Genomic DNA, 22,456 nt, shown 5'->3' on the forward strand with positions numbered 1-22,456 from the left:
GCCGGGAACCCGCGGCCCCACCCTGACGTTCGACCCACTGTGTCCAGGAATGCCGCGAGGCCGAACGCCGCGAGGCTCACCCGAGCCGCCGCCGCGCTGCTCGGCCTCGGCGCGCTCGCGTACACCGCCTGGGTCCTCGAAGTCGTCGTGCGGACCGGCCTCGACCCGGTCCGCACCTACGTCTCCGAACTCGCCGCCGCCGACCAGCCGCTCGGCGGACTGTTCCGTGCCACGGACCTGACGGCCGGTCTCCTCGTCCTGACCGGAGCCCTCGCCGGAGCCCTCGCCGGCCTCTGGGCCCGTCCGGCGGGCCCGGGCCGGACGGACCGCCCCGCCTCCGCCGGCTCGCACCGGCCCTGGACGGTCGTCGGCTGGCTCGCCCTCGCCGTCTTCGGGGCCGCCACCGTCGCCGACTCGCGGCTGCCGCTCAGCTGCACGCCCACCGCCGATCCCGAGTGCGCCGCCCGGGAGACGGCCGGGCTCGTGCCCGCCACCCACACCGCGCACGCCGTCAGCTCCACCCTCGCCATGCTCGGCGCGCTGACCGCGATGGTCGCGCTGACGGCGGCCGCGCGGCGGTACGGCATCCGGTCGCCGCTCGCCCGCACCGGACCCGCCCTGGTCCTCCTGGAGTTCGCCGCCACCGCCTGGACGCTGGCCGCCGTCGCCGCCTTCGAGGCCGGCCGCGGCACCTGGTCGCTCGGCGCCGGACAGCGCCTCCAGGTGCTGCTCGTGGCGGTGTGGCTCGCGGTCCTCGCGGGCTCGGTGGCAAGGGAGGCGGCCGGGGCCGGGGCCGGGGCGGGGGCAGGAGCCGGGGCGGGGGCCGGGGCCGGGGCGAGGGCCGGGCGAGCGGCCGCCAGGAGGACCAGGGACGAGGAGCCGCGGTGACCGCCACGTTCGTACGGATCGGAGGCGTCGCCCACCACGTCGTCGTCGACGGCTCGGGACCGGTGTGCGTGCTCGCCGCCGGGCTGGGCATGAGCTGGTTCGACTGGGACCCGGTGGTCCCCCTGCTCGCCCCCCACCGCACCGTCGTCCGCTTCGACCGCCCCGGCCACGGCCTCTCCCAGCCCTCCGCCGCGCCGAGCACCGCCGCCGCGGAGGCCGACCGGATCGCCGCCGTCCTGGACGCCGTCCTCGACGCCCCGGCGGCCCGGACCGGCCGCGGCGGCCCCCACCACGCGCCCGTCACGGTCGTCGGCCACTCGATCGCCGGCTTCCACGCCGAGGCCTTCGCCCGGCTCCACCCCGCCCGCACCGCGGCGCTCGTGCTCGTCGACTCCTCCGTCGAGGAGCGGCCCCGCCCCTCCCGCACCGCGCCGGCGCTCGCCCGGGCGCTCGGCGCCACCCTCTGCGCCGCGGGCGTCCCGGCCGCGCTGGGCCCCGCCGGCCGCGCCCTGACCGTACGCCTCTCCTCCCACCGCCGGCCCGACCCGTCCCCGCCCGCCGAGGTCCGCCGCGTCTACCGCACCTCACGCGTGCTGCGCGGCACCCTCGACGAGAACGCCCGCTACGGCGCCGTTGCCGCCGAGCTGCTCGCCCTGCGCGAGCGGGCCCGGCTGCCGCCGGGACTGCCCGTCACCGTGCTCGCCGCACCCGACGGCTCGGCCCGCTGGGAGCGGCGCCAGCGCGCGCTGGCCCGGCGGCTCGGCGCCCGCTACGAGGCGGCCGGACCGTCGGGCCATCTGGTCATGCTGGACCGCCCGGACGCGATCGCCCGGGCGGTCCTCGACGCGGGCCGCTGAGCGCGGGAGCCGGGCGAGGGGAATCGAGGGGGAGCCGAGAGGCGGGGAGCCGAGGGCCCGTCAGGAGGCGTACACGCGCTCGCAGAAGGCCTTCAGCTGGTCGTCCGTCAGGTGCTGGGCCAGGTCGGCCTCGCTGATCATGCCCACCAGCTGCTTGTTCTCGATGACCGGGAGCCGCCGGATCTGGTGGCTCTGCATCTCCTCCAGGACCGCGCCCACGTCCGCGCCCGCGTCGATCCAGCGCGGGGTGCCCTGGGCCATCTCACCGCACGTGATCCTGGCGGGGTCGTGGCCCATGGCCACACAGCCGACGACGATGTCGCGGTCCGTGATGATGCCGCAGAGCCGTTCGTTCTCGTCGGCGATGGGCAGCGCGCCCACGTCGAGGTCGCGCATCATCTGCGCGGCGCGGTCGAGCGTCTCGTGTGCCGGGACCCACTGGGCCCCCCGGTGCATGATGTCCCTAGCCGTGGTCATGGGGTGCGTACCTTTCGTAGAACGTCGTCGTACTGCGGTCGTACGTGTCCCCGAGCGCTCCCATTCTCCGGTCACGACGCGGCCCCCGCGACCGCAGAGGGTCACGGGGGCCGTCGCCCGGCGCCGTCCCGGCGGCTACGCGCCGCGCGCCTTCAGCATGTCCGCCATCAGCTTGATCTCGGACTCCTGGGCGTCCACCATGCCCTGCGCGAGATCCCGCTCGACACCCGGCACACAGCGCTCCACACAGCCCTGGGCCATGTGGATGCCGCCCTTGTGGTGCTCGGTCATCAGCTTCAGGTACAGCACCTCGGCCTCGCGGCCCGAGGCCTTGCGCAGCTGCTCGATCTCGGCGCGGGTCGCCATGCCCGGCATCAGCTCGCCGTCCTCGCCGGTGTCGACGCCCATGCCCATCCAGGTCATCGGCGGCACGCCGGACTGCACCTTCGGCAGGCCCCACATGTCGAGCCAGCCCAGCATCATGCCGCGCTGGTTGGCCTGGGTGTTGGCGATGTCGTAGGCGAGGCGGCGGACCTCCTCGTCCTTCGTCCGGTCGCGGACGACGAACGACATCTCGACGGCCTGCTGGTGGTGGACGGCCATGTCACGGGCGAAGCCCGCGTCGGCCGACTCCGCCGTGGGCGTCCGCGGGGCCTCGTCCCGGTCGGCGGAGGCGACGGTGACCGCGCCGCCGGCGAACAGCACCGCCAGGGCCACGGCGGTGACGGACGCCCACTGCGTCCGGTTCAGCTTCACTGGCCCATCCCGGCGCCGCCCTGGCCCTCGGCGCCCACGCCACCGGTGCAGGCGGCGCCCGGCTCCGGCGTCTGCGGGCCGTTGACGTACTTGGTGAAGAAGGCGTCCACGCGCGGGTCGTCCGCGCCGTCCACGGTCACCTGCTTGCCCCAGGCGCTCAGCATGATCGCGCCGGACTGGTTGTCGACCGGGCTCATCAGCGAGTACGGGGTCTTCTTGACCTTGGCCTTGAGCTTGTCGAGGTCGCCGGCGGCGGCCTTCTTGTTGTACGTCACCCACACCGCGCCGTGCTCCAGGGAGTGCACGGCGTTGGTGTCGTTGACCGGCTTGTCGTAGACGTCGCCGTTGCAGTTCTGCCAGACCGGGTTGTGGTCGCCGCCGACCGGCGGGACCATCTCGTACTTCACCGGGGTCTGGACGTGGTTGCGGGTCAGCTTCTTGGCGTCCCAGGACTTCTCGTCCTTGATGGGGGCCTTGGCGGCGGCCTCCTGCTGCTCCTGCTTGGTGTTCTCCTTGTTGATCACCCAGCCGCCGAAGCCGACGAGGCCGAGCACGACGACGGCGCTGATGCCGATGGTGAGGACGCGGTTGCGGCGCTCGCGGGCCAGCTCGGCGCGGCGCATCTCCTCTATCCGGGCGCGGCGGTCGGCGGTGGTGGAACGGTTCGCCATGGTGATGTCGTCCTTCTGAAGTGAGAAAAAGCGGGGGGTCGCGGAACGGAACGAACGTGACGGAAAGCCCGGCCGCTCACGTCCGCAGGACTTGAAGGACGTGGAGGTCCGGCGCACGGGGCCGTGCGCCGGCCAGGAGCACCCGGCCGTCGTCGGCCGAGGCCCCGGGACGCGGGAGCCGGCCCTCCGCGTGCAGCGGCGGGTCGAGCGGCGGCGCGCTGAGCACGGCGGGGGAGAGCGCGGGGAAGAGGGAGCAGTCGCCCCGGTCGTACGGGCAGGCGTACTGGACGTACCGGTCGCCCTGGGTCACGTGGACGGTCGCCCGCTCGTGCTCGGCCCGCTCGGCCGGGTCGCCGGCGCCCAGACAGAGGAAGAGCGCGCCGAGGAGCGTCGCCACGGCACTCGCCAGTGCCATGGGACGCGGGTTCCGGGACGGGCGTGTGCGCCGTGGGCCCCCCATGGGCGCAGATCGTAGTGCCAGAAGGGGGGGCCGTGGGCCGAACGGGGTACCCGTCGGTACCGGTCCTCGCCGAGCGGGTACCGGGAGGGCGCCGCACGACCGCCGCTTTTCGGCCGTTCCCCCGTTACCTGTGTCACAGCGGAGCAGGCAGTATGGGTGTGCAACGTGCACGAAACCATGTGGTGGGATGCTCAGGCGCCCCCCGAAGTGCCCGAGGCGGTGGGAGCAGGCGGCCTGACCAGCGAGGATGGGTGTGGAAATGGACAAGCAGCAGGAATTTGTGCTCCGTACGCTCGAGGAGCGCGACATCCGCTTCGTGCGTCTGTGGTTCACCGACGTGCTCGGCTTCCTGAAGTCGGTCGCGGTGGCGCCCGCCGAGCTGGAGCAGGCCTTCGACGAAGGCATCGGCTTCGACGGCTCGGCGATCGAGGGCTTCGCCCGCGTCTACGAGTCCGACATGATCGCCAAGCCCGACCCCGGCACCTTCCAGATCCTGCCCTGGCGAGCCGAGGCCCCCGGCACGGCCCGCATGTTCTGCGACATCCTGATGCCGGACGGCTCGCCGTCCTTCGCCGACCCGCGCTACGTCCTGAAGCGCGCCCTTGCCAAGACCTCGGACCTGGGCTTCACCTTCTACACCCACCCCGAGATCGAGTTCTTCCTCCTGAAGGACAAGCCGCTGGACGGCACGCGCCCGACCCCGGCCGACAACTCGGGCTACTTCGACCACACCCCGCAGAACGTGGGCATGGACTTCCGCCGCCAGGCCATCACCATGCTGGAGTCGATGGGCATCTCGGTGGAGTTCTCCCACCACGAGGGCGCGCCGGGCCAGCAGGAGATCGACCTCCGCTACGCGGACGCGCTCTCGACGGCCGACAACATCATGACCTTCCGCCTGGTCATGAAGCAGGTCGCCCTGGAGCAGGGCGTCCAGGCCACCTTCATGCCGAAGCCCTTCTCCGAGTTCCCCGGCTCCGGCATGCACACCCACCTCTCCCTCTTCGAGGGCGACCGCAACGCGTTCTACGAGAGCGGCGCCGAGTACCAGCTCTCGAAGGTCGGCCGCTCCTTCATCGCGGGCCTGCTCAGGCACGCCGCGGAGACCGCGGCCGTCACCAACCAGTGGGTCAACTCCTACAAGCGCATCTGGGGCGGCTCCGGCCGCACCGCAGGCTCCGGCGGCGAGGCCCCCGCGTACATCTGCTGGGGCCACAACAACCGCTCCGCGCTCATCCGTGTCCCCATGTACAAGCCGGGCAAGATGGGCTCCTCGCGCGTCGAGGTCCGCTCCATCGACTCGGGCGCCAACCCCTACCTCACCTACGCCGTCCTCCTCGCGGCCGGCCTCAAGGGCATCGAGGAGGGCTACGAACTCCCGGCCGGCGCCGACGACGACGTCTGGGCCCTCAGCGACGCCGAGCGCCGCGCGATGGGCATCGAGCCCCTCCCGCAGAACCTCGGCGAGGCCATCACCCTGATGGAACGCAGCGAACTGGTCGCGGAGACCCTGGGCGAGCACGTCTTCGACTTCTTCCTGCGCAACAAGAAGCAGGAGTGGGAGGAGTACCGCTCGGAGGTCACGGCCTTCGAGCTGCGCAAGAACCTGCCGGTGCTGTAGGCGCCGGTCCAAGGGCCAGGGGGACGAGAGTGAGGGCCATGGGGGAGCGGAACGCGCGACGGTGTCTGCACTGCCACCGGCAGCTGGACGAGCGCCGCAGGGGCCGCCCGAAGCGGTTCTGCAGGCGGTGGCACCGGGTGCGCTACTGGCTGGACGAACTGGGCGACCTCGTCTTCGGCTAGCCGGACGCCGGCCGGCGGCGGTGAATTCCGTTGCGCGCGGAGGCGGGGCGGTCCGACACTGCGCCCGTGACAGACGCGAAGATCATCGAGACGGACCGGCTGCTGCTGCACCCGCTCTCCGTCGACGACGCCCGGCGGATCGTCGAGGGCGTGCCCGGGGCCGGCGACCGGTGGGCCGAGGGGTATCCCGAGGACGGGGACGCCCGCAGTGCGCGGGGCTTTCTGAACGGGGTCGCCGAGCGCGGCGACCCCGGGGCGTACCGGCCGTACCGGATACAGCTCCTGGCGGACGGCACCACCATCGGCGGGATCGGGTTCCACGGGCCGCCGGACGAGGGCGGGGTCGTCACGGTCGGGTACGGGCTCGTGCCCGGCGCGCGCGGACGGGGCTACGCCTCCGAGGCGCTGCGCGCGCTGATCGGCCGCGCCCGCGAGGCCGGCGCCACGGCGGTGCGCGGTGACGCCGACCTCGACAACGTCGCCTCCCACCGGGTGATGGAGGCGGCCGGCATGGCGTACGAGGGCGAGGACGAGAGCGTGCGCAACTACCGTCTGGTGTTCGCCGCCTGACGCCGTGTCCTCCGCGCAACGGGGTCCTCAGCGCTCCGACAGCTCCGAGGGCGCCTCCTGGACCCACCACCCGTTGCCGTCCGGGTCCCGGAAGGTCAGGAACGAGTTCCAGGTGCCGCCCTTGCCGGCCTCCCAGCCCGATGCGCCCACGTGCATGACCGGCGTCGCGTGCACCCCCGCCGCGACCAGCCGCTCCCGCGCCGCCTCGATGTCGGTGACGCACAGCTGCAGGCCGTGCAGGGTGCCGGGGGCCATGACCCCGGTGCCCGGGAACGGCGGCATGCCCTGGACGAGGGAGATCGAGCAGCGCGAGCCGGGCGGGGTGATCTGGATGATGCGCGTGCCCGGTGCCACCTCCTGGTCCAGGTCGACCGTGAAGCCGAGCTTCTCGCCGTAGAACTCCTTCGCCCGGTCCAGGTCGGCGACGGGAACGGCCACCACTTCGAGGGTCCAGTTCATGCCGCCGATTCTGCCGCCAGGGACCCGCCCCGCGCTCCCCGGCACGCCCGGGAGCCGGTTCGCCGGATAGGCTCGGGCCGGGGCTCGATCGACCGGTGGAGGAGCGGCGGGATGACGGTGCCGGGACGCAGGAGCAGCACGTTCACCCGGCTGCTGCGGCACGGATTCACCGATCCGTCCGCAGCCGAGCGGCTGCTCGACCTGGACGAGCTCGCCTCGCTGCGCGGCGACTCGGTGCTCCTGGACGCCCTCGGTGCCACCGCCGACCCCGACCTCGCGCTGCGCGGCCTGGTCCGGCTCGTCGAGGCCCAGCCGGAGGCCGAGCGCCCGGCCCTCACCACCACCCTGCTCTCCGCCAAGCCGTTCCGCGACCGGCTGCTCGGCGTGCTCGGCACCTCCGAGGCGCTCGCCGACCACCTGGCCCGCCACCCGCGCGACTGGCAGGCCCTGGTCACCTACGAGGCCGCCGATCTGCACCCGGGTGTCGCCGAGTTCGAGCGCGGGCTCGCCGAGGCCACCGACCTGGTGTCGCTGCGGATCGCCTACCGCCGCTGCCTGCTGTCCATCGCCGCCCGGGACGTGTGCGGCACCACCGACGTCGCCCAGACCGCCGCCGAGCTCGCCGACCTCGCCACCGCGACCCTGCGCGCCGCGCTCCGCCTCGCCCGCGCGGCGGCGCCCGAGGACGCGGCGCAGTGCCGGCTCGCCGTGATCGCCATGGGCAAGTGCGGCGGCAACGAGCTCAACTACGTCTCCGACGTGGACGTGATCTTCGTCGGCGAGGCCGCGGACGAGGCCGCCGCCCGGGACGGCGGCGAGGCCAAGGCGCTCCAGGCCGCGACCCGGCTCGCCTCCCACCTCATGCGGATCTGCTCGGAGACCACCGTCGAGGGCAGCATCTGGCCCGTCGACGCCAACCTCCGCCCGGAGGGCCGCAACGGCCCGCTCGTGCGGACCCTCTCCTCCCACCTCGCCTACTACCAGCGGTGGGCCAAGACCTGGGAGTTCCAGGCCCTGTTGAAGGCCCGGGCGGTGGCCGGCGACGCCGAGCTCGGCGCCGCCTACATCGACGCCGTCTCCCCGCTGGTCTGGCAGGCCGCCGAGCGCGAGAACTTCGTTCCCGACGTGCAGAAGATGCGCCGCCGGGTCGTCGACAACATCCCCGCCGCGCAGATCGACCGCGAGCTGAAGCTCGGCCCCGGCGGCCTGCGGGACGTCGAGTTCGCCGTGCAGCTCCTGCAGCTGGTGCACGGCCGCAGCGACGCCTCGCTGCACAGCGGCACCACGCTCGACGCGCTCGCCGCCCTCGCCGCCGGCGGCTACGTGGGCCGCGCCGACGCCGCCCAGCTCGACGACGCCTACCGCTTCCTGCGCGCCATGGAGCACCGCATCCAGCTGTACCGGCTGCGCCGCACCCACCTCGTCCCCGAGGGCGAGGACGACCTGCGCCGCCTCGGCCGTTCCCTCGGACTGCGCACCGACCCGGTCGCCGAGCTGAACCGCGAGTGGAAGCGCCACGCGGCCGTGGTGCGCCGGCTGCACGAGAAGCTGTTCTACCGGCCGCTCCTCGACGCCGTCGCCCAGCTCGCCCCCGGCGAGACCCGGCTCAGCCCGCAGGCCGCCGGACAGCGGCTCGAAGCGCTCGGTTACGCCGATCCCGCCGCCGCCCTGCGCCACCTGGAGGCCCTGTCCTCCGGAGTCAGCCGCAAGGCCGCGATCCAGCGGACGCTGCTGCCGGTGCTGCTCGGCTGGTTCGCCGACTCGGCCGATCCGGACGCCGGACTGCTCGGCTTCCGCAAGGTCTCCGACGCGCTCGGCAAGACGCCCTGGTACCTGCGGCTGCTCCGCGACGAGGGCGCCGCCGCGGAGAACCTCGCCCGGGTCCTCTCGGCCGGCCGGCTCGCGCCCGACCTGCTGCTCCGCGCACCCGAGGCGGTCGCCATCCTCGGCGACCCCGAGGGCCTGAAGCCGCGCGGCCGGGACCACCTGGAGCAGGAGGTGCTCGCCGCGGTCGGCCGCGCGGAGGGCGCCGAACACGCGGTGGCCGCGGCCCGCGGGGTGCGCCGCCGGGAGCTGTTCCGCACCGCCGCGGCCGACCTCATCGGCTCGTACGGCACGGAGGACAGCCCGAGGGAACCCGATCCCGGCGCGCTGGTCGACCGGGTCGGGCAGGCCGTCACCGACCTCAACGCGGCCACCATCGCGGGCGCGCTCCGGGCCGCCGTGCGCGCCGGGTGGGGCGACGAGCTGCCGACCCGCTTCGCGGTGATCGGCATGGGCCGCTTCGGCGGGCACGAACTCGGCTACGGCTCCGACGCGGACGTGCTGTTCGTGCACGAGCCGCGCGAGGGCGTCGACGAGCAGGAGGCGGCGCGGGCCGCGAACCAGGTCGTCACCGAGATGCGCAGGCTCCTCCAGCTGCCCACCGCCGACCCGCCGCTGCTGATCGACGCCGATCTGCGCCCGGAGGGCAGGAACGGTCCCCTCGCCCGGACGCTGAAGTCCTACGAGGCCTACTACCGCCGCTGGTCGCTGGTCTGGGAGAGCCAGGCCCTGCTGCGGGCCGAACCGATGGCCGGCGACGTCGAGCTGGGCCGGCGGTTCGTCGACCTCGTCGACCCGCTGCGCTACCCGATGGAAGGCCTCGGCGACGAGGCGGTGCGCGAGATCCGCCGGCTCAAGGCCCGCATGGAGACCGAGCGGCTGCCCCGCGGCGCCGACCCGACGCTCCACGCCAAGCTGGGCCGGGGCGGGCTGAGCGACGTCGAGTGGACCGTGCAGCTGATCCAGATGCGGCACGGCTGGGCCGAGCCGGGCCTGCGCACTCCCCGGACCCGCGAGGCCCTGGCCGCCGCCCACGCGGCCGGCCTCATCGCGACGGACGAGGCACAGATCCTGGACGAGGCCTGGGTGCTCGCCAGCCGGGTGCGCAACGCGGTGATGCTGGTCCGCGGCCGGCCCGGCGACACCTTCCCGTCCGAGCCGCGCGAACTGGCGGCGGTGGGCCGCTACATGGGCTACGGGCCCGGCCACGTCGGCGAGATGGTGGACGACTACCGCCGTGTCACCCGCCGCGCGCGGGCGGTCATGGAGGAGCTGTTCTACGGGGCCTGACGCCGGCCCGGCCGGTCAGGTCGTCTTCAGATACGGCTCCAGCAGGGTGCCCCAGGCCTGGTCGATCTGCGCGAACTCGTCGGGGCAGCGCGAGGCCCGGGACTCCGGCAGGACCCCGTCCGGATTGTCCCCGGTCGCCACGACGCCCTGGTAGGCGTTCGGATCGGAGCCGTACAGCCAGCAGATGGCGTTGTAGTAGCGCTGGGCGTCCAGGGAGTGCTCGTCGGCCGGGTCCGGGGCGACGTCGCCCCGCTCGGCGGCGAGGGCCAGTGCGCCCCACGCCTCGATGGCGCTGACCGCGTACTCCTGGTGCAGCGAGTCCCCGGCGAGCATCAGCGTGGCGAGCTGGTCGGCGGCGTCCTCCTCGCGACCGGTGATGGGCAGGTCGTAGAGGGTCATCAGGGCGTGCCCGAACTCGTGGAAGACCACGCTGTTGGAGATGCCGATGACGTCCTCGTCGACGGCCCGGCTCCGTTCGGCCTCGCTGCCCTCGGTGTTCAGCTCCGTGAACAGCGACCGGTAGGCACCGGCGAGTTCGTAGCAGAAGGCGATGGTCTCGGTCTCGGGATCCCAGAACGCGTTCTCCTCGCCGCAGCTCAGCGCGGTGAGGGACACGTCGCGCGGCAGGCCGATCAGCTCGTTGGCGTGCGCGGCGGCGCTCTCCAGAACCTCGTTCTGCTGCAGGAACCGCTGCTCGGCCTGGTCCGCCTCCGTCTCGCCGGGCTCGTAGCTCACGACGAGAACTCCCGGTCCTGGCGCGGCCGTCGAGGCGGGGACGCCGAGGGACAGCAGGGCGAGGGCGGCCAGCAGGGCGGTCGCCCCGTGTCGAAGCAAGAGCATCCTTGCCTCCGATCGTCTCCGACCGTCTCCGATCGTCCCGATCAGTTCCGCGCGGGGCCCCACAGAAAAAGCATAGGCCTCTACCGGGTGTCCAGCAGCTTCCGGCAGTGCGCCATGTATCCCGCGAGCGCCAGCTCGAAGGCCGCGTCGGCGCGGCTGCCCGCGACCGCGGCCAGGGCGTCCGCGAGGTGCGGTGTGGCGGTCTCGTCGGTGAGCTCCCACATCATCTCGGGCGCCGCCATGTCGAGGGCCGACCCGAGCACCAGGTTCTCCAGGCCGATGATCACCGGCATCACGTCCGCCAGCGGGAAGCCCGCGTCCAGGAGGCGGACGACGGCCTTCTCGTACTGCTGGAGCACCTTCGGGGCGCGCACCGGCGAGGTGGTGAGCAGCGGGATCGTGCGCGGATGGGCGGCGAAGGCGGCGCGGTACGAGCGGGCCCAGGCGGTCATGGCGGCGTCCCACGGCGCCAGCGCGAAGGCGCCGTCGTCGATGGCGTCGCAGACCCGCTCCCGCAGCAGCTCCACGATGCCGTCCCGGCCGTCCACATGGTGGTACACCGAGGCCGTCTGCACACCGAGCGCCCGCGCGATCTGCGGGACGCTGAAGTCGCCCTGTTCGTCCACGAGTCGGAGCGCCGTGGTGGTGATGCGCTCCCGGTCGAGGAGGGGCGTGCGCGGCCGGCCCATGAAGGTTTTCCCCCAGTCGAGGTCTTCCCGAATCGTCGGACCCGAGGCTACATTGCGCCAACCGAAAGGCTTTAGGTTTCCTGCTCCGGCAACCCGGTCCCGGCACCCCGGGTCCCGACTTCCCGGTCCCGGCACCCCGGGTCCCGACTTCCCGGTCCCGGCACCCCGGGTCCCGACTTCCCGGTCCCGGCACCCCGGGTCCCGACTTCCCCGTCCCGGCACCCCGGGTCCCGACCTCCTGCTCCCGTCGTTCCCGGTCCCGACCTCCTGCTTCCGTCGTTCCCGGTCCCGACCTCCTGCTCCTGTCGTTCCCGTTCCCGTTCCCGTTCCCGCCCGTCGTCCCCGTCTCCGTCGCGGAAGGGCCTCCCCACCCATGTCCTCCAGCACCCCCGACAAGCCGCCCGGCCTCCGCACCGGCACCCTGACCACCGCGGACATCTCCTTCTTCGTCGTCTCCGCCGCCGCCCCGCTCACCGTCATGGCCGGCGTCGCCCCCATCGCCCTCGTCCTCGGCGGCATCGGCGCCCCCGCCGGCTACCTCCTCGCCGGCATCACCCTCGCGGTCTTCGCCGTCGGCTTCACCACCATGAGCCGGCACGTCCGCAGCGCCGGCGCTTTCTACGCGTACATCGCCCAGGGCCTCGGCAAGCCCCTCGGCATCGCCGCCGCGCTCGTCGCCATGGTCGGCTACAACGGCATGGAGATCGGCGTCTACGGCCTCCTCGGCTCCGCCACCGCCGACACCGCCCACTCCCTGTGGGGCGTCGACCTGCCCTGGCTGCCCATCGCCCTCGCCGGCCTGCTGCTCATCTGGTACGGCGGCTACCGCTCCATCGACTTCGGCGCCAAGGTCCTCGGCGTCCTGCTCGTCGCCGAGACCGGCATACTCGTGCTCCTCGCCGCCGGGGTCCTCCTGGAGGGCGGCGCCCACGGGCTCTCCCTCGCGTCCTTCGCCCCCGGCAACGTCCTCGTCCCCGGCACCGCCGCCGTGCTCGCCTTCGCCTTCTCGGCCTTCACCGGCTTCGAGTCGACCGTCATCTACCGCCGCGAGGCCCGCGACCCCGCCCGCACCATCCCCCGCGCCACCTACATCGCGGTCGGCTTCCTCGGTCTCTTCTACGCCTTCGTCGTCTGGACCGTCATCCAGGCCTTCGGCGACGACAAGGTCGTCGAGGCCGCCGCGGGCGACACCGGCGGGCTCTTCTTCGCCGCCATCACCACCTACGTCGGCGCCTGGGCCGCCGACCTGATGCACGTCCTCATCGTGACCAGCATCATCGCCTCGCTCCTGGCCTTCCACAACGCCATCAACCGCTACGGCCTGGCCCTCGCCGAGGAGGGCGTGCTGCCCGCCGCGCTCGGCCGGATCCACCCGCGCCACCGCTCCCCGTACGTCGCCGGACTCGTCCAGACCGCGCTCGGCGCCGTCGTCGTCCTCGGCTTCGCCGTCGCGGACGCCGACCCGTACACCCAGCTCCTGCTCTGGGTGAACACCCCCGGGATGCTCGGGCTCATGGCGCTGATGCTGCTCGCCGCCCTCGCCGTCGTCCGCTACTTCCGGCGCGTCCCGCACCAGGAAGGCGCCCTGCGCACCATCGTCGCCCCCGTCGCGGCCGCCGTCCTGCTCGCCGTCGCCCTGTGGCTGGTCGCCTCCAAGGTCGACCTGTTCACCGGCGCCTCCACCACCGTCAACACCGTCCTCCTCGCCGTCGTCCCCGCCGTCCTCCTCCTCGGGCTCGTCCTCGCGCACCGGCTCCGCCGCACCCGCCCCGAGGTCTACGCCGGCTTCGCCGCCGAGCCCACCGAATCCGGAGATCCCGCGTGTCCGCACCCGACCTCGTCCTCGTCAACGCCCGCGTCCGCGACCCCGGACCGACCGGGCACACCGCTGTCGCCGTCCGCGACGGACTGATCACCGCCCTCGGCGACGACACCGACGCCCGCGACTGGCGCGGCCCCGGCACCGAGCTCGTCGACCTCGCCGGAGCCACCCTCACGCCCGGACTCACCGACGCCCACAGCCACCCCGTCTGGGGCCTGGAGATGTTCACCGGCACCGACCTCTCGGCCGTCACCGACCTCGACGGGCTGCGGGCCGCGCTGCGGAACGCCGAGCGGCGTGACGGCTGGATCCTCGGCTTCGGCCTCGACCACAACGTCTTCGCCGGCCGCCGGATCCACCACGCCCTGATCGAGGACGCCCTCGACGGCGCCCCCGCCTTCCTCCGGCTCTACGACGGTCACTCCGCCCTCGTGAGCGCCACCGCGCTGAAAGCCGCCGGCATCGACGGACCGCGCTCCTTCGCCCAGCGCTCCGAGATCGTGTGCGACGCCTCCGGGCGCCCCACGGGCCATCTCAACGAGCACGCCGCCATGGACCTCATGACCCCGGTGCTCCCCTCCCGGCCGTACGCCGAGCGCCGCGACCGGCTCGTCGCCCTGCTCTCCGCCATGGCCGCCACCGGGCTCACCGGCGCCCACGTCATGGACCTCGGCGGCCACGACGTGCCCGGCCTGCTCGCCGCGATCGAGGCCGACGGCGACCTGCCGCTCCGGCTGCGCCTCGCCCCCTGGTGCATGCCCGGCGCGAGCACCGAGGAGCTGGACGAGCTGGTCCGGCTCCAGGAGCGGGCCGGCCGGCTGTGGCGGGTCGGCGGCGTCAAGTTCTTCATGGACGGCACCGTCGAGGGCGGCACCGCCTGGCTGGAGCACCCCGACTGCCACGGCCAGGGCACCGACGCCTTCTGGCCCGACCCGGCCGCGTACTCGGCCGCCGTACGGCACCTCCACGGCGCTGGCGTCGGCACCGCCACCCACGCGATCGGCGACGCGGCCGTACGGCACGTGCTGGACACCGTCGAGACCCTCGGGGACGGCCCACGGCACCGGATCGAGCACATCGAGACGGTCCCCGACGACCAGCTCGGCCGCTTCGCCGCGCTCGGCGTCGTCGCCTCGATGCAGCCCCCGCACACCGCCTACACGCGCGCCGACCGCACCGACGAGTGGTCCAGGCGGCTCGGTGACGAGCGGGCCGCCCGGGCCTGGCGCTGCCGTGACCTCAGGGACGCGGGCGCCGTTCTCGCCCTCGGCTCGGACTGGCCCATCGCCCACCACGACGCCCGCCAGGTCCTCGCCACCGCGCAGGCCCCGCGGGGCGCCGCCTCGGTCCGGGCGGGACTGACGGGCCTGATGGCACTGGAGGGCATGACCACGCACGCGGCCCTCGCGGCGGGGGAGGAGCGGTTCTCCGGCCGGATCGCCCCCGGCCACCGTGCGGACCTCACCGCCTTCACGCTCGACCCGGCCGAGGCAGCGCCCGACGAGACCGCCGAGGCACCGATCCGCCTCACCGTCGCCGGCGGGCGGGTCACCTGGCGGAGCTGACCCGCTCCCCGTCGCGTTCGTCGGCTTCCCGGGTCTTCCCGGCCCCGGCCTTCCGCGCCGCGGTCTCCTCGGACGCGCGGTCCGCCCCCTCCCGGGGCGGGCCGCCCGGCGTGTCACCCTGCGTGACGCCCTGCGGCGTGGACGCGGCCGGCTCCACCAGCTTCGGGAGCTTGTGGGGGCGCGAGCCGTACCAGACGTACGAGACGGCGAAGCCGAAGGCCAGGCAGACGATGCCGCCCACCGCGTCCATCCAGAAGTGGTTGGCGGTGGCCACGATGACGACCAGCGTGGCCATCGGATAGACCAGGCCGAGGATCTTCGCCCAGGGCGCCTTGGCGAGCAGGAAGATGGTCACGCCGCACCACAGCGACCAGCCGATGTGCATCGACGGCATCGCCGCGTACTGGTTCGACATGTGCTTGAGGTTGCCCGAGGCCATCGAGCCCCAGGTGTGGTGCACCAGCACCGTGTCGACGAAGCTCTGCCCGTTCATCAGACGGGGCGGGGCCAGCGGGTACAGGTAGTAGCCGACCAGGGCCACGCCCGTGGTCGCGAACAGGACCGTGCGGAACGCCGCGTAACGGCCCGGCTGCCACCGGTACAGCCACACCAGCACACCGATCGTCACGACGAAGTGCAGGGTGGCGTAGTAGTAGTTCATCGCCACGATCAGCCATGTCACCGAGTTCACGGCGTGGTTGACGGTGTGCTCGAAGGCGAGGCCGAGCGAGTGCTCCGCCTCCCAGATCCAGTCGGCGTTCCTCAGCGCCTGGGCCTTCTGCTCGGGCACCGCGTTGCGGATGAGCGAGTACAGCCAGTAGCTGACCGCGATGAGCAGGATCTCGAACCAGATCCGCGGTCGCCGCGGCGTGCGGGCGCGCAGCCGCGCCCACCGTCCGTCGGCCACGATGGGTGACGACGGGGTCGTCCGGATTTCCAAACTCTTCACGGTCGTTTCACCCATAGGAGGAGAGTCTGCCAGATCCCGTCCCCCCGACCGATCATCCTCCAGTCGGGTTCGGGGCGCACCCGGTCCACCTTCCGACGGACCTCAGCCCTGAGGGGGCCGGGGCGGGGCGGCCGGGGCCGAGGCGGTCGAACCGCGCACGACCAGCTCCGGCATGAAGACGAACTCGCTGTGCGGGGCCGGGGTGCCCCCGACCTCCTCCAGGAGCGCGCGGACGGCCGCCTGGCCCATCGCCTGCACCGGCTGGCGGATGGTGGTGAGCGGCGGGTCGGTGAACGCTATGAGCGGGGAGTCGTCGAAGCCGACCACCGAGACGTCCTTCGGCACCTGGAGGCCCTGCTGGCGGGCGGCCCGGATCGCGCCGAGCGCCATCATGTCGCTCGCGCAGACGACCGCGGTGCAGCCCTTGGCGATGAGCGCGGAGGCAGCGGCCTGGCCGCCTTCCAGGGTGTAGAGGGAGTGCTGGACGAGCTCCTCGGTCTCCTCGGGATCGAGGCCGAAGCGGTCCTGCATGCCCTTGCGGAAACCCTCGATCTTGCGCAGGACGGGCACGAAGCGCTTGGGACCGACGGCGAGGCCGATCCGGGTGTGGCCGAGCGCCGCCAGGTGCGTCACGGCGAGCACCATGGCGGCCCGGTCGTCGGGGGAGACGAAGGGGGCCTGGACCTTGGGGGAGAAGCCGTTGATGAGGACGTACGGGACGCCCTTGCCGCGCAGCTGGTCGTAGCGGGTGGTGTCGGCCGTGGTGTCGGCGTGCAGCCCGGACACGAAGATGATGCCGGCCACCCCTCGTTCCACCAGCATGTCGGTGAGCTCGTCCTCCGTGGACCCGCCGGGGGTCTGGGTGGCGAGCACCGGGGTGTATCCCTGCCGGGTGAGGGCCTGCCCGATGACCTGCGCGAGCGCGGGGAAGATCGGGTTGTCCAGTTCGGGGGTTATGAGTCCGACGAGGCCCGCGCTGCGCTGGCGCAGCCGTACGGGACGCTCGTAGCCGAGCACGTCGAGTGCGGCGAGCACGGATTCACGGGTGGCCGCGGCCACACCGGGCTTGCCGTTGAGCACGCGGCTGACTGTGGCTTCACTGACCCCCGCCTGGGCTGCGATGTCGGCGAGCCGCGCGGTCATGGGAGTGGACTGTACCGGTCAGGCGTCGGATTGCCCACCGAACGCGGGTTCCGGCCGTTGTCGTCCCGCTTTCGCAAGTTCTTGCAAGAGGCGGCGGGTCCCGGGAGCTGTCAAGCGGCTCGTCGGCAACCTTAGGGACACACGGATGTAACGATCAGCGCGTCTTGCAGAAATTTCCCGCAAGCTCTTTCGGCTCGTTTTCATCCCTGTTACGTTCCTGGCAACCCGGCGCGCCGCGAGGGAGCGGTCGCATGAGGAAGGTTCCAGCCCCTCGTCCATCCGGGACCATCTGAAGGAGTTCACATGCGGCGTGGCATAGCGGCCACCGCGCTGGTCGCCGCCCTGGGCGTGACCCTGGCGGCGTGCGGAAGCGACAGCGGTTCGAACGACGGCGGCTCGAAGGGCTCCGGCGAGCTCTCCGGCACCGTGACCTGGTGGGACACCTCGACGGTCGGCTCCGAGGACAAGGTCTTCAAGAAGATCGCCGAGGACTTCACCAAGAAGCACCCCAAGGTCACCGTCAAGTACGTCAACGTGCCGTTCGGCGACGCCCAGAACAAGTTCAAGAACGCGGCCCAGTCCGGCTCCGGCGCCCCCGACGTCATCCGCTCCGAGGTCGCCTGGACCCCGGACTTCGCGAACCTCGGCTACCTCGCCCCGCTGGACGGCACCCCGGCCCTCAAGGACCAGGACGACTTCCTCAAGCAGGCCGCCGCGTCCACCAAGTACAACGGCAAGACCTACGCCGTGCCGCAGGTCATCGACTCCATGGGCATCTTCTACAACAAGAAGATCTTCAAGGAGGCCGGTGTCGAGGTCCCCAAGACGGTCGACGAGCTGAAGGCCGTCTCCGCCAAGATCAAGCAGAAGACCGGCAAGACCGGCCTGTACCTGCGCGGTGACGACGCCTACTGGTTCCTCTCCTTCCTGTACGGCGAGGGCGGCGACATGGTCAACGCCGACACCAAGACCGTCACCATCGACAACCCGGCGGGCGTCAAGGCCTTCAAGACCGTCAAGGACCTGGTCGACTCCAAGGCCGCGATCACCGACGCGACCAACGGCTGGGACAACATGCAGGCCGCCTTCAAGGACGGCAAGGTCGCGATGATGATCAACGGCCCGTGGGCCGTCGCCGACACCTACACCGGCAAGGAGTTCGCCGACAAGGCGAACCTGGGCATCGCCCCGGTCCCGACCGGCTCCGCCGGCCAGGGCGCCCCGCAGGGCGGCCACAACCTCGCCGTCTACGCCGGTTCCAAGAACCTGAACGCCTCGTACGCCTTCGTCGAGTACATGAGCTCGCCCGAGGTCCAGGCCCAGGTCGCCAAGGAGCTCAGCCTGCTCCCGACCCGTACCTCCGCCTACGGCAAGACGGAGGTGGCCACCAACGAGATGATCACCTTCTTCAAGCCGGTCGTCGAGAAGGCCGTCGAGCGCCCGTGGATCCCGGAGGGCGGCAGCCTCTTCGCCCCGCTGGTCACCGAGTACACCAAGGTCCTCACCAACCAGAGCACCCCGGAGCAGGGAGCCAAGACGGCGGGCGAGTCCTACCGCAAGCTCCTGAAGGACTGGAAGTAACCAACCCCGTGCCGGAGACGGAGCACGAAGGAAGGCAGACCGGCTGATGGCTGTGGACACCAGCAGCCAGTCGGTGGCGAAGGCCGCGGGCGACAGCGCCCGCGGCCGGAGCCGCGGAACTGGCAAGCGGAACGGTGGATCCCGGGGCGCCGTACGGCGATCCCTCTCCACCCACTGGTACGCCTGGGCGATGGTCGCCCCGGTGGTGCTCGTGATCGGCGTGATCATCGGATACCCGCTGGTCCGCGGCATCTGGCTGTCGCTCACCGACGCCAACGAACGCAATGTGGAGCGCTCCATCGGCGTCAACCACATCCCGGCGAGCTACGAGTTCGTCGGCGTCGACAACTACGTCGACGCGCTCACCGGCAGCCAGTTCCTGGGCACCCTCGGCTGGACGCTGGTGTGGACGGTGGCGTGCGTGTCGGTCACCTTCGCCCTCGGCCTCGTCCTCGCGAACATGCTCAACCGCAAGATGGCCGGCCGCGGCGTCTACCGCATGCTGCTCATCCTGCCCTGGGCCGTCCCCGGCTTCGTCTCCGTCTTCGCCTGGCGCTTCCTCTACGACGAGCGCCGCGGCATCCTCAACCAGCTGCTCGCGGGCGGCGGCATCGACGCCGTCCCGTGGCTCAACGACCCCACCTGGGCCAAGTTCTCGGTCATCGCCGTCAACGTCTGGCTCGGCGTGCCGTTCATGATGGTCGCCCTCCTCGGCGGTCTGCAGTCGATCCCCGGCGAGATGTACGAGGCCGCCGAGATGGACGGCGCCAACGCCTGGCAGCGCTTCCGGCACATCACCCTGCCCGGACTGCGGTCCGTCAGCACCACGGTGATCCTGCTGAGCACCATCTGGACCTTCAACATGTTCCCGGTGATCTTCCTGCTCACCCGGGGCGGTCCCGGCGAGGCCACCCAGATCCTGGTGACCCAGGCCTACAAGTTCTCCTTCGAGATCAGCCCGCGCGACTACGCGCAGTCCTCCACGTGGGGCGTGCTGATCCTGATCCTCCTGATGGTCTTCGCCGCGGTCTACCGGCGGGTCCTCCGCAAGCAGGGAGAAGTCTGGTGACCACCGCAACCGCCACCGGCCCCGCCCGGCACCGGGCCCAGGCCCCGGCCAGGACCAACCCCCCGCGCCGCGGCCGCCGCTCGCCGCTGGCCTCCGTCGGGCTGCACGTCAGCCTGGTCGTCGCCTCCGTGATCGCCGTCTTCCCGGTGCTCTGGGTGCTGCTGACCTCGCTCAAGCCGGCGAAGTTCGCGACCACCACGGACTTCGTGAAGGACCCGACGCTCGAGAACTACACGAACCTGCTGAACGACACCCCGTTCCTCACCTGGTTCGGCAACTCGCTGCTCGTCGCCGCCCTCACCACCCTGCTCGGCGTCTTCGTCTCCTCCACCACCGGCTACGCCGTCAGCCGCTTCCGCTTCCCCGGCAAGCGGGGGCTGATGTGGACGCTGCTGATCACCCAGATGTTCCCGGTCGCCGTCCTCATCGTGCCGATCTACAACATCATGGCGTCGATGGGCCTGCTCAACACCTCGACCGGCCTGGTCGTCACCTACCTGACCATCGCCGTGCCGTTCTGCGCCTGGATGATGAAGGGCTTCTTCGACACCATCCCGAAGGAGATCGACGAGTCGGGCTACGTCGACGGCCTCACCCCGTTCGGCACCTTCTGGCGGCTGATCCTGCCGCTCGCCAAGCCGGGCATCGCGGTGACCGCCTTCTACTCCTTCATCACCGCCTGGGGCGAGGTCGCCTACGCCTCCGCCTTCATGGTCGGCGACGAGAACATGACCCTCGCCGGCGGACTGCAGAAGTTCGTCAACCAGTACGGCGCCCAGTGGGGCCCGATGACCGCGGCCTCCGTGCTCATCGCCATCCCCGCCGCCCTGGTGTTCCTCTTCGCCCAGCGCCACCTGGTGACCGGCATGTCCGCCGGCGCCGTCAAGGGCTGACGGCCCTGAACACCGAACCCGTACGCCCCTCCTTACCTCCCAGGGAAGACATGACCCAGCACCTCGCCGCCCCCGCCGACGCCGCAACCGCCACCGGCACGCAGTCGGGCTGGTGGAGAGACGCGGTGATCTACCAGGTCTACCCGCGCAGCTTCGCCGACGGCAACGGTGACGGCATGGGCGACCTGCCGGGCATCCGCAGCCGGCTGCCGTACCTCAAGGAGCTCGGCGTCGACGCCGTCTGGCTCTCCCCGTTCTACGCCTCCCCGCAGGCCGACGCCGGCTACGACGTCGCCGACTACCGGGCCATCGACCCCATGTTCGGCACGCTCCACGACGCCGACGCCGTGATCCGCGAGGCCCACGAGCTGGGCCTCAGGATCATCGTCGACCTGGTCCCCAACCACTCCTCCGACCAGCACGAGTGGTTCCAGCGCGCGCTGCGCGAGGGCCCCGGCTCCCCGCTGCGCGAGCGCTACCACTTCCGGCCCGGCAAGGGCGCGAACGGCGAACTCCCGCCCAACGACTGGGAGTCCATCTTCGGCGGCCCCGCCTGGACCCGTACGGAGAACCCGGACGGCACGCCCGGCGAGTGGTACCTCCACCTCTTCGCGCCCGAGCAGCCCGACTTCAACTGGGAACACCCGGCCGTCCGCGACGAGTTCCGCTCCATCCTGCGCTTCTGGCTCGACATGGGCGTCGACGGCTTCCGCGTCGACGTCGCCCACGGCCTGGTCAAGGCCGCGGGCCTGCCCGACATCGGCGCCCACGACCAGTTGAAGCTGCTCGGCAACGACGTCATGCCCTTCTTCGACCAGGACGGCGTCCACGAGATCTACCGCTCCTGGCGCACGGTCCTCTCGGAGTACGACGGCGAGCGCGTCCTCGTCGCCGAGGCCTGGACCCCCACCGTCGAGCGCACCGCCAACTACGTGCGCCCCGACGAGATGCACCAGGCCTTCAACTTCCAGTACCTGGGCACCCACTGGGACGCCGCCGAACTGCGCGGCGTGATCGACGCCTCGCTCGCCGCGATGCAGCCGGTCGGCGCGCCCACCACCTGGGTGCTGTCCAACCACGACGTCACCCGGCACGCCACCCGCTTCGCCAACCCGGCGGGCCTCGGCACCCAGCTGCGCACCCCCGGCGACCGCGAGCTCGGCCTGCGCCGGGCCCGCGCCGCGACCCTGCTGATGCTGGCGCTGCCCGGCTCCGCCTACGTCTACCAGGGCGAGGAGCTCGGCCTGCCCGACGTCACCGACCTGCCCGACGAGGTCCGCCAGGACCCGTCGTTCTTCCGGGCCACCGGCCAGGACGGCTTCCGCGACGGCTGCCGGGTGCCGATCCCGTGGACCGTCGAGGGCTCCTCGTACGGCTTCGGCGCCGGCGGCTCCTGGCTGCCGCAGCCCGGCACCTGGGGCAGCCTGAGCGTCGAGGCGCAGACCGGCGACCCCACCTCCACCCTGGAGCTGTACCGCAGCGCGCTCGCCGTCCGCCGCGAGCGCCCCGAACTCGGTGCGGGCGAGTCCGTCGAGTGGCTGGAGGCACCTGAGGGTGTGCTCTCCTTCCGCCGCGACGGATTCGTCTGCACCGCCAACACCACCGGCCGGGCCATCTCCGTCCCGCTGCCCGGCCGGCTGCTCCTCTCCTCCGGCGAGGAGACCCGGATCGTCGACGACGAGGCGATGCTGCCCGCCGACACCACCGCCTGGTGGGCGGTGTGACGATCCCCCTGCCGCGGGGGGGCGGGGCGGGGGCCCCCCCGGGGGGCGGCCGCCCCCGCCCGGGCCGGGGCGGGGGGGGGCGCCTGCCCCCGGGGCGACACCGGCAGCCGGGTCGGGCGGGGGGGA

The 22,456-nt window shown here is 72.4% G+C and carries 21 protein-coding genes; 12 read left to right on the forward strand and 9 right to left on the reverse strand.

Annotated elements, in window-relative coordinates; genetic code table 11:
- The first annotated feature begins 39 nt into the window (after nt 1-39).
- Together ACFVGS_RS11690 and ACFVGS_RS11695 are read left to right on the forward strand one after the other, a co-directional pair.
- Entirely contained in the window at nt 40-888 is an 849-nt protein-coding gene (locus ACFVGS_RS11690) for a DUF998 domain-containing protein (RefSeq protein ID WP_385692382.1), read from the forward strand.
- Nucleotides 885-1,745, forward strand: a complete 861-nt coding sequence (locus ACFVGS_RS11695) for an alpha/beta fold hydrolase (RefSeq protein ID WP_385692383.1) — start codon at nt 885-887, stop codon at nt 1,743-1,745. The genes ACFVGS_RS11690 and ACFVGS_RS11695 overlap by 4 nt, the downstream gene beginning before the upstream one ends.
- Before the next feature lie 60 nt (nt 1,746-1,805).
- Here ACFVGS_RS11695 and ACFVGS_RS11700 read toward each other — a convergent pair whose 3' ends face one another.
- The 4 genes from ACFVGS_RS11700 to ACFVGS_RS11715 all read right to left on the reverse strand — a co-directional run bounded on the left by ACFVGS_RS11700 (nt 1,806) and on the right by ACFVGS_RS11715 (nt 4,064).
- The gene (locus ACFVGS_RS11700; RefSeq protein ID WP_384413781.1) at nt 1,806-2,222 is read right to left on the reverse strand and encodes a CBS domain-containing protein; all 417 of its coding nucleotides are present in this window, start codon (nt 2,220-2,222) and stop codon (nt 1,806-1,808) included.
- Between the two features lie 135 nt (nt 2,223-2,357).
- The gene (locus ACFVGS_RS11705; protein WP_385692384.1) at nt 2,358-2,978 is read right to left on the reverse strand and encodes a DUF305 domain-containing protein; all 621 of its coding nucleotides are present in this window, start codon (nt 2,976-2,978) and stop codon (nt 2,358-2,360) included.
- Entirely contained in the window at nt 2,975-3,649 is a 675-nt protein-coding gene (locus ACFVGS_RS11710) for a DUF3105 domain-containing protein (RefSeq protein WP_384413776.1), read from the reverse strand. Before ACFVGS_RS11710 ends, ACFVGS_RS11705 begins: the two co-directional genes overlap by 4 nt.
- 76 nt (nt 3,650-3,725) lie before the next feature.
- Entirely contained in the window at nt 3,726-4,064 is a 339-nt protein-coding gene (locus tag ACFVGS_RS11715; RefSeq protein WP_384413773.1) for a hypothetical protein, read from the reverse strand.
- 304 nt (nt 4,065-4,368) lie between these two features.
- Here ACFVGS_RS11715 and ACFVGS_RS11720 point away from each other — a divergent pair, with 304 nt between their 5' ends.
- From ACFVGS_RS11720 to ACFVGS_RS11730, 3 genes are all read left to right on the forward strand, one after another.
- Nucleotides 4,369-5,730, forward strand: coding sequence for a glutamine synthetase family protein (locus ACFVGS_RS11720; RefSeq protein WP_384413771.1), 1,362 nt, complete (start codon nt 4,369-4,371; stop codon nt 5,728-5,730).
- Between the two features lie 38 nt (nt 5,731-5,768).
- Nucleotides 5,769-5,912, forward strand: a complete 144-nt coding sequence (locus ACFVGS_RS11725) for a hypothetical protein (RefSeq protein WP_384413717.1) — start codon at nt 5,769-5,771, stop codon at nt 5,910-5,912.
- Nucleotides 5,913-5,978: 66 nt separating this feature from the next.
- Complete coding sequence (locus ACFVGS_RS11730; protein ID WP_384413714.1) at nt 5,979-6,482, forward strand: GNAT family N-acetyltransferase; 504 nt, start codon at nt 5,979-5,981, stop codon at nt 6,480-6,482.
- A 27-nt stretch (nt 6,483-6,509) separates the two neighbouring features.
- On the opposite strand, the gene ACFVGS_RS11735 is transcribed toward ACFVGS_RS11730, so the two are convergent.
- The gene (locus ACFVGS_RS11735; protein WP_384413710.1) at nt 6,510-6,941 is read right to left on the reverse strand and encodes a VOC family protein; all 432 of its coding nucleotides are present in this window, start codon (nt 6,939-6,941) and stop codon (nt 6,510-6,512) included.
- 111 nt (nt 6,942-7,052) lie between these two features.
- On the opposite strand from ACFVGS_RS11735, the gene ACFVGS_RS11740 reads away from it, so the two are divergent.
- A complete protein-coding gene (locus ACFVGS_RS11740; RefSeq protein ID WP_385692385.1) occupies nt 7,053-10,055 on the forward strand; it encodes a bifunctional [glutamine synthetase] adenylyltransferase/[glutamine synthetase]-adenylyl-L-tyrosine phosphorylase in 3,003 nt (1,000 codons plus the stop codon).
- Between the two features lie 15 nt (nt 10,056-10,070).
- On the opposite strand, the gene ACFVGS_RS11745 is transcribed toward ACFVGS_RS11740, so the two are convergent.
- Nucleotides 10,071-10,895, reverse strand: a complete 825-nt coding sequence (locus ACFVGS_RS11745; RefSeq protein ID WP_385692386.1) for a DUF4344 domain-containing metallopeptidase — start codon at nt 10,893-10,895, stop codon at nt 10,071-10,073.
- An 80-nt stretch (nt 10,896-10,975) separates the two neighbouring features.
- The gene (locus tag ACFVGS_RS11750; protein ID WP_384413701.1) at nt 10,976-11,584 is read right to left on the reverse strand and encodes a TetR/AcrR family transcriptional regulator; all 609 of its coding nucleotides are present in this window, start codon (nt 11,582-11,584) and stop codon (nt 10,976-10,978) included.
- Nucleotides 11,585-11,957: 373 nt separating this feature from the next.
- Between ACFVGS_RS11750 and ACFVGS_RS11755 the strand changes: the two genes are divergently transcribed.
- Both ACFVGS_RS11755 and ACFVGS_RS11760 read left to right on the forward strand, forming a co-directional pair.
- Entirely contained in the window at nt 11,958-13,496 is a 1,539-nt protein-coding gene (locus ACFVGS_RS11755; protein WP_385692387.1) for an APC family permease, read from the forward strand.
- The gene (locus tag ACFVGS_RS11760) at nt 13,406-14,971 is read left to right on the forward strand and encodes an amidohydrolase (RefSeq protein WP_385692388.1); all 1,566 of its coding nucleotides are present in this window, start codon (nt 13,406-13,408) and stop codon (nt 14,969-14,971) included. The genes ACFVGS_RS11755 and ACFVGS_RS11760 overlap by 91 nt, the downstream gene beginning before the upstream one ends.
- On the opposite strand, the gene ACFVGS_RS11765 is transcribed toward ACFVGS_RS11760, so the two are convergent.
- Both ACFVGS_RS11765 and ACFVGS_RS11770 read right to left on the reverse strand, forming a co-directional pair.
- Nucleotides 14,955-15,935, reverse strand: coding sequence for a phosphatase PAP2 family protein (locus ACFVGS_RS11765; protein ID WP_385692389.1), 981 nt, complete (start codon nt 15,933-15,935; stop codon nt 14,955-14,957). The genes ACFVGS_RS11760 and ACFVGS_RS11765 overlap by 17 nt on opposite strands.
- An 87-nt stretch (nt 15,936-16,022) precedes the next feature.
- On the reverse strand, nt 16,023-17,063 hold the full coding sequence (locus tag ACFVGS_RS11770) for a LacI family DNA-binding transcriptional regulator (RefSeq protein WP_384413690.1): 1,041 nt from the start codon (nt 17,061-17,063) through the stop codon (nt 16,023-16,025).
- A gap of 303 nt (nt 17,064-17,366) precedes the next feature.
- Between ACFVGS_RS11770 and ACFVGS_RS11775 the strand changes: the two genes are divergently transcribed.
- From ACFVGS_RS11775 to ACFVGS_RS11790, 4 genes are read left to right on the forward strand one after another with little or no spacing between them, the layout of a single operon-like run.
- Nucleotides 17,367-18,644: an extracellular solute-binding protein gene (locus ACFVGS_RS11775; protein ID WP_385692390.1), complete on the forward strand. Its 1,278-nt coding sequence runs from the start codon at nt 17,367-17,369 to the stop codon at nt 18,642-18,644.
- A gap of 46 nt (nt 18,645-18,690) precedes the next feature.
- A complete protein-coding gene (locus tag ACFVGS_RS11780; protein ID WP_384413685.1) occupies nt 18,691-19,713 on the forward strand; it encodes a carbohydrate ABC transporter permease in 1,023 nt (340 codons plus the stop codon).
- Complete coding sequence (locus ACFVGS_RS11785; protein WP_385692391.1) at nt 19,710-20,606, forward strand: sugar ABC transporter permease; 897 nt, start codon at nt 19,710-19,712, stop codon at nt 20,604-20,606. The genes ACFVGS_RS11780 and ACFVGS_RS11785 overlap by 4 nt, the downstream gene beginning before the upstream one ends.
- A 50-nt stretch (nt 20,607-20,656) precedes the next feature.
- Nucleotides 20,657-22,330, forward strand: a complete 1,674-nt coding sequence (locus tag ACFVGS_RS11790; RefSeq protein ID WP_384413680.1) for an alpha-amylase family glycosyl hydrolase — start codon at nt 20,657-20,659, stop codon at nt 22,328-22,330.
- Nucleotides 22,331-22,456 lie beyond the last annotated feature (126 nt).

The sequence above is a fragment of the Streptomyces sp. NPDC127114 genome (assembly GCF_042677525.1).
GTDB lineage: Bacteria > Actinomycetota > Actinomycetes > Streptomycetales > Streptomycetaceae > Streptomyces.

Excerpts from the sequence above, each read along its gene's own strand:
- ACFVGS_RS11700 (WP_384413781.1), bottom strand. The coding sequence starts at position 2,222 with ATGACCACGGCTAGGGACATCATGCACCGGGGGGCCCAGTGGGTCCCG.
- ACFVGS_RS11710 (WP_384413776.1), bottom strand. The coding sequence starts at position 3,649 with ATGGCGAACCGTTCCACCACCGCCGACCGCCGCGCCCGGATAGAGGAG.
- ACFVGS_RS11715 (WP_384413773.1), bottom strand. The coding sequence starts at position 4,064 with ATGGCACTGGCGAGTGCCGTGGCGACGCTCCTCGGCGCGCTCTTCCTC.
- ACFVGS_RS11720 (WP_384413771.1), top strand. The coding sequence starts at position 4,369 with ATGGACAAGCAGCAGGAATTTGTGCTCCGTACGCTCGAGGAGCGCGAC.
- ACFVGS_RS11725 (WP_384413717.1), top strand. The coding sequence starts at position 5,769 with ATGGGGGAGCGGAACGCGCGACGGTGTCTGCACTGCCACCGGCAGCTG.
- ACFVGS_RS11735 (WP_384413710.1), bottom strand. The coding sequence starts at position 6,941 with ATGAACTGGACCCTCGAAGTGGTGGCCGTTCCCGTCGCCGACCTGGAC.
- ACFVGS_RS11740 (WP_385692385.1), top strand. The coding sequence starts at position 7,053 with ATGACGGTGCCGGGACGCAGGAGCAGCACGTTCACCCGGCTGCTGCGG.
- ACFVGS_RS11745 (WP_385692386.1), bottom strand. The coding sequence starts at position 10,895 with ATGCTCTTGCTTCGACACGGGGCGACCGCCCTGCTGGCCGCCCTCGCC.
- ACFVGS_RS11750 (WP_384413701.1), bottom strand. The coding sequence starts at position 11,584 with ATGGGCCGGCCGCGCACGCCCCTCCTCGACCGGGAGCGCATCACCACC.
- ACFVGS_RS11755 (WP_385692387.1), top strand. The coding sequence starts at position 11,958 with ATGTCCTCCAGCACCCCCGACAAGCCGCCCGGCCTCCGCACCGGCACC.
- ACFVGS_RS11765 (WP_385692389.1), bottom strand. The coding sequence starts at position 15,935 with ATGGGTGAAACGACCGTGAAGAGTTTGGAAATCCGGACGACCCCGTCG.
- ACFVGS_RS11770 (WP_384413690.1), bottom strand. The coding sequence starts at position 17,063 with ATGACCGCGCGGCTCGCCGACATCGCAGCCCAGGCGGGGGTCAGTGAA.
- ACFVGS_RS11775 (WP_385692390.1), top strand. The coding sequence starts at position 17,367 with ATGCGGCGTGGCATAGCGGCCACCGCGCTGGTCGCCGCCCTGGGCGTG.
- ACFVGS_RS11780 (WP_384413685.1), top strand. The coding sequence starts at position 18,691 with ATGGCTGTGGACACCAGCAGCCAGTCGGTGGCGAAGGCCGCGGGCGAC.
- ACFVGS_RS11790 (WP_384413680.1), top strand. The coding sequence starts at position 20,657 with ATGACCCAGCACCTCGCCGCCCCCGCCGACGCCGCAACCGCCACCGGC.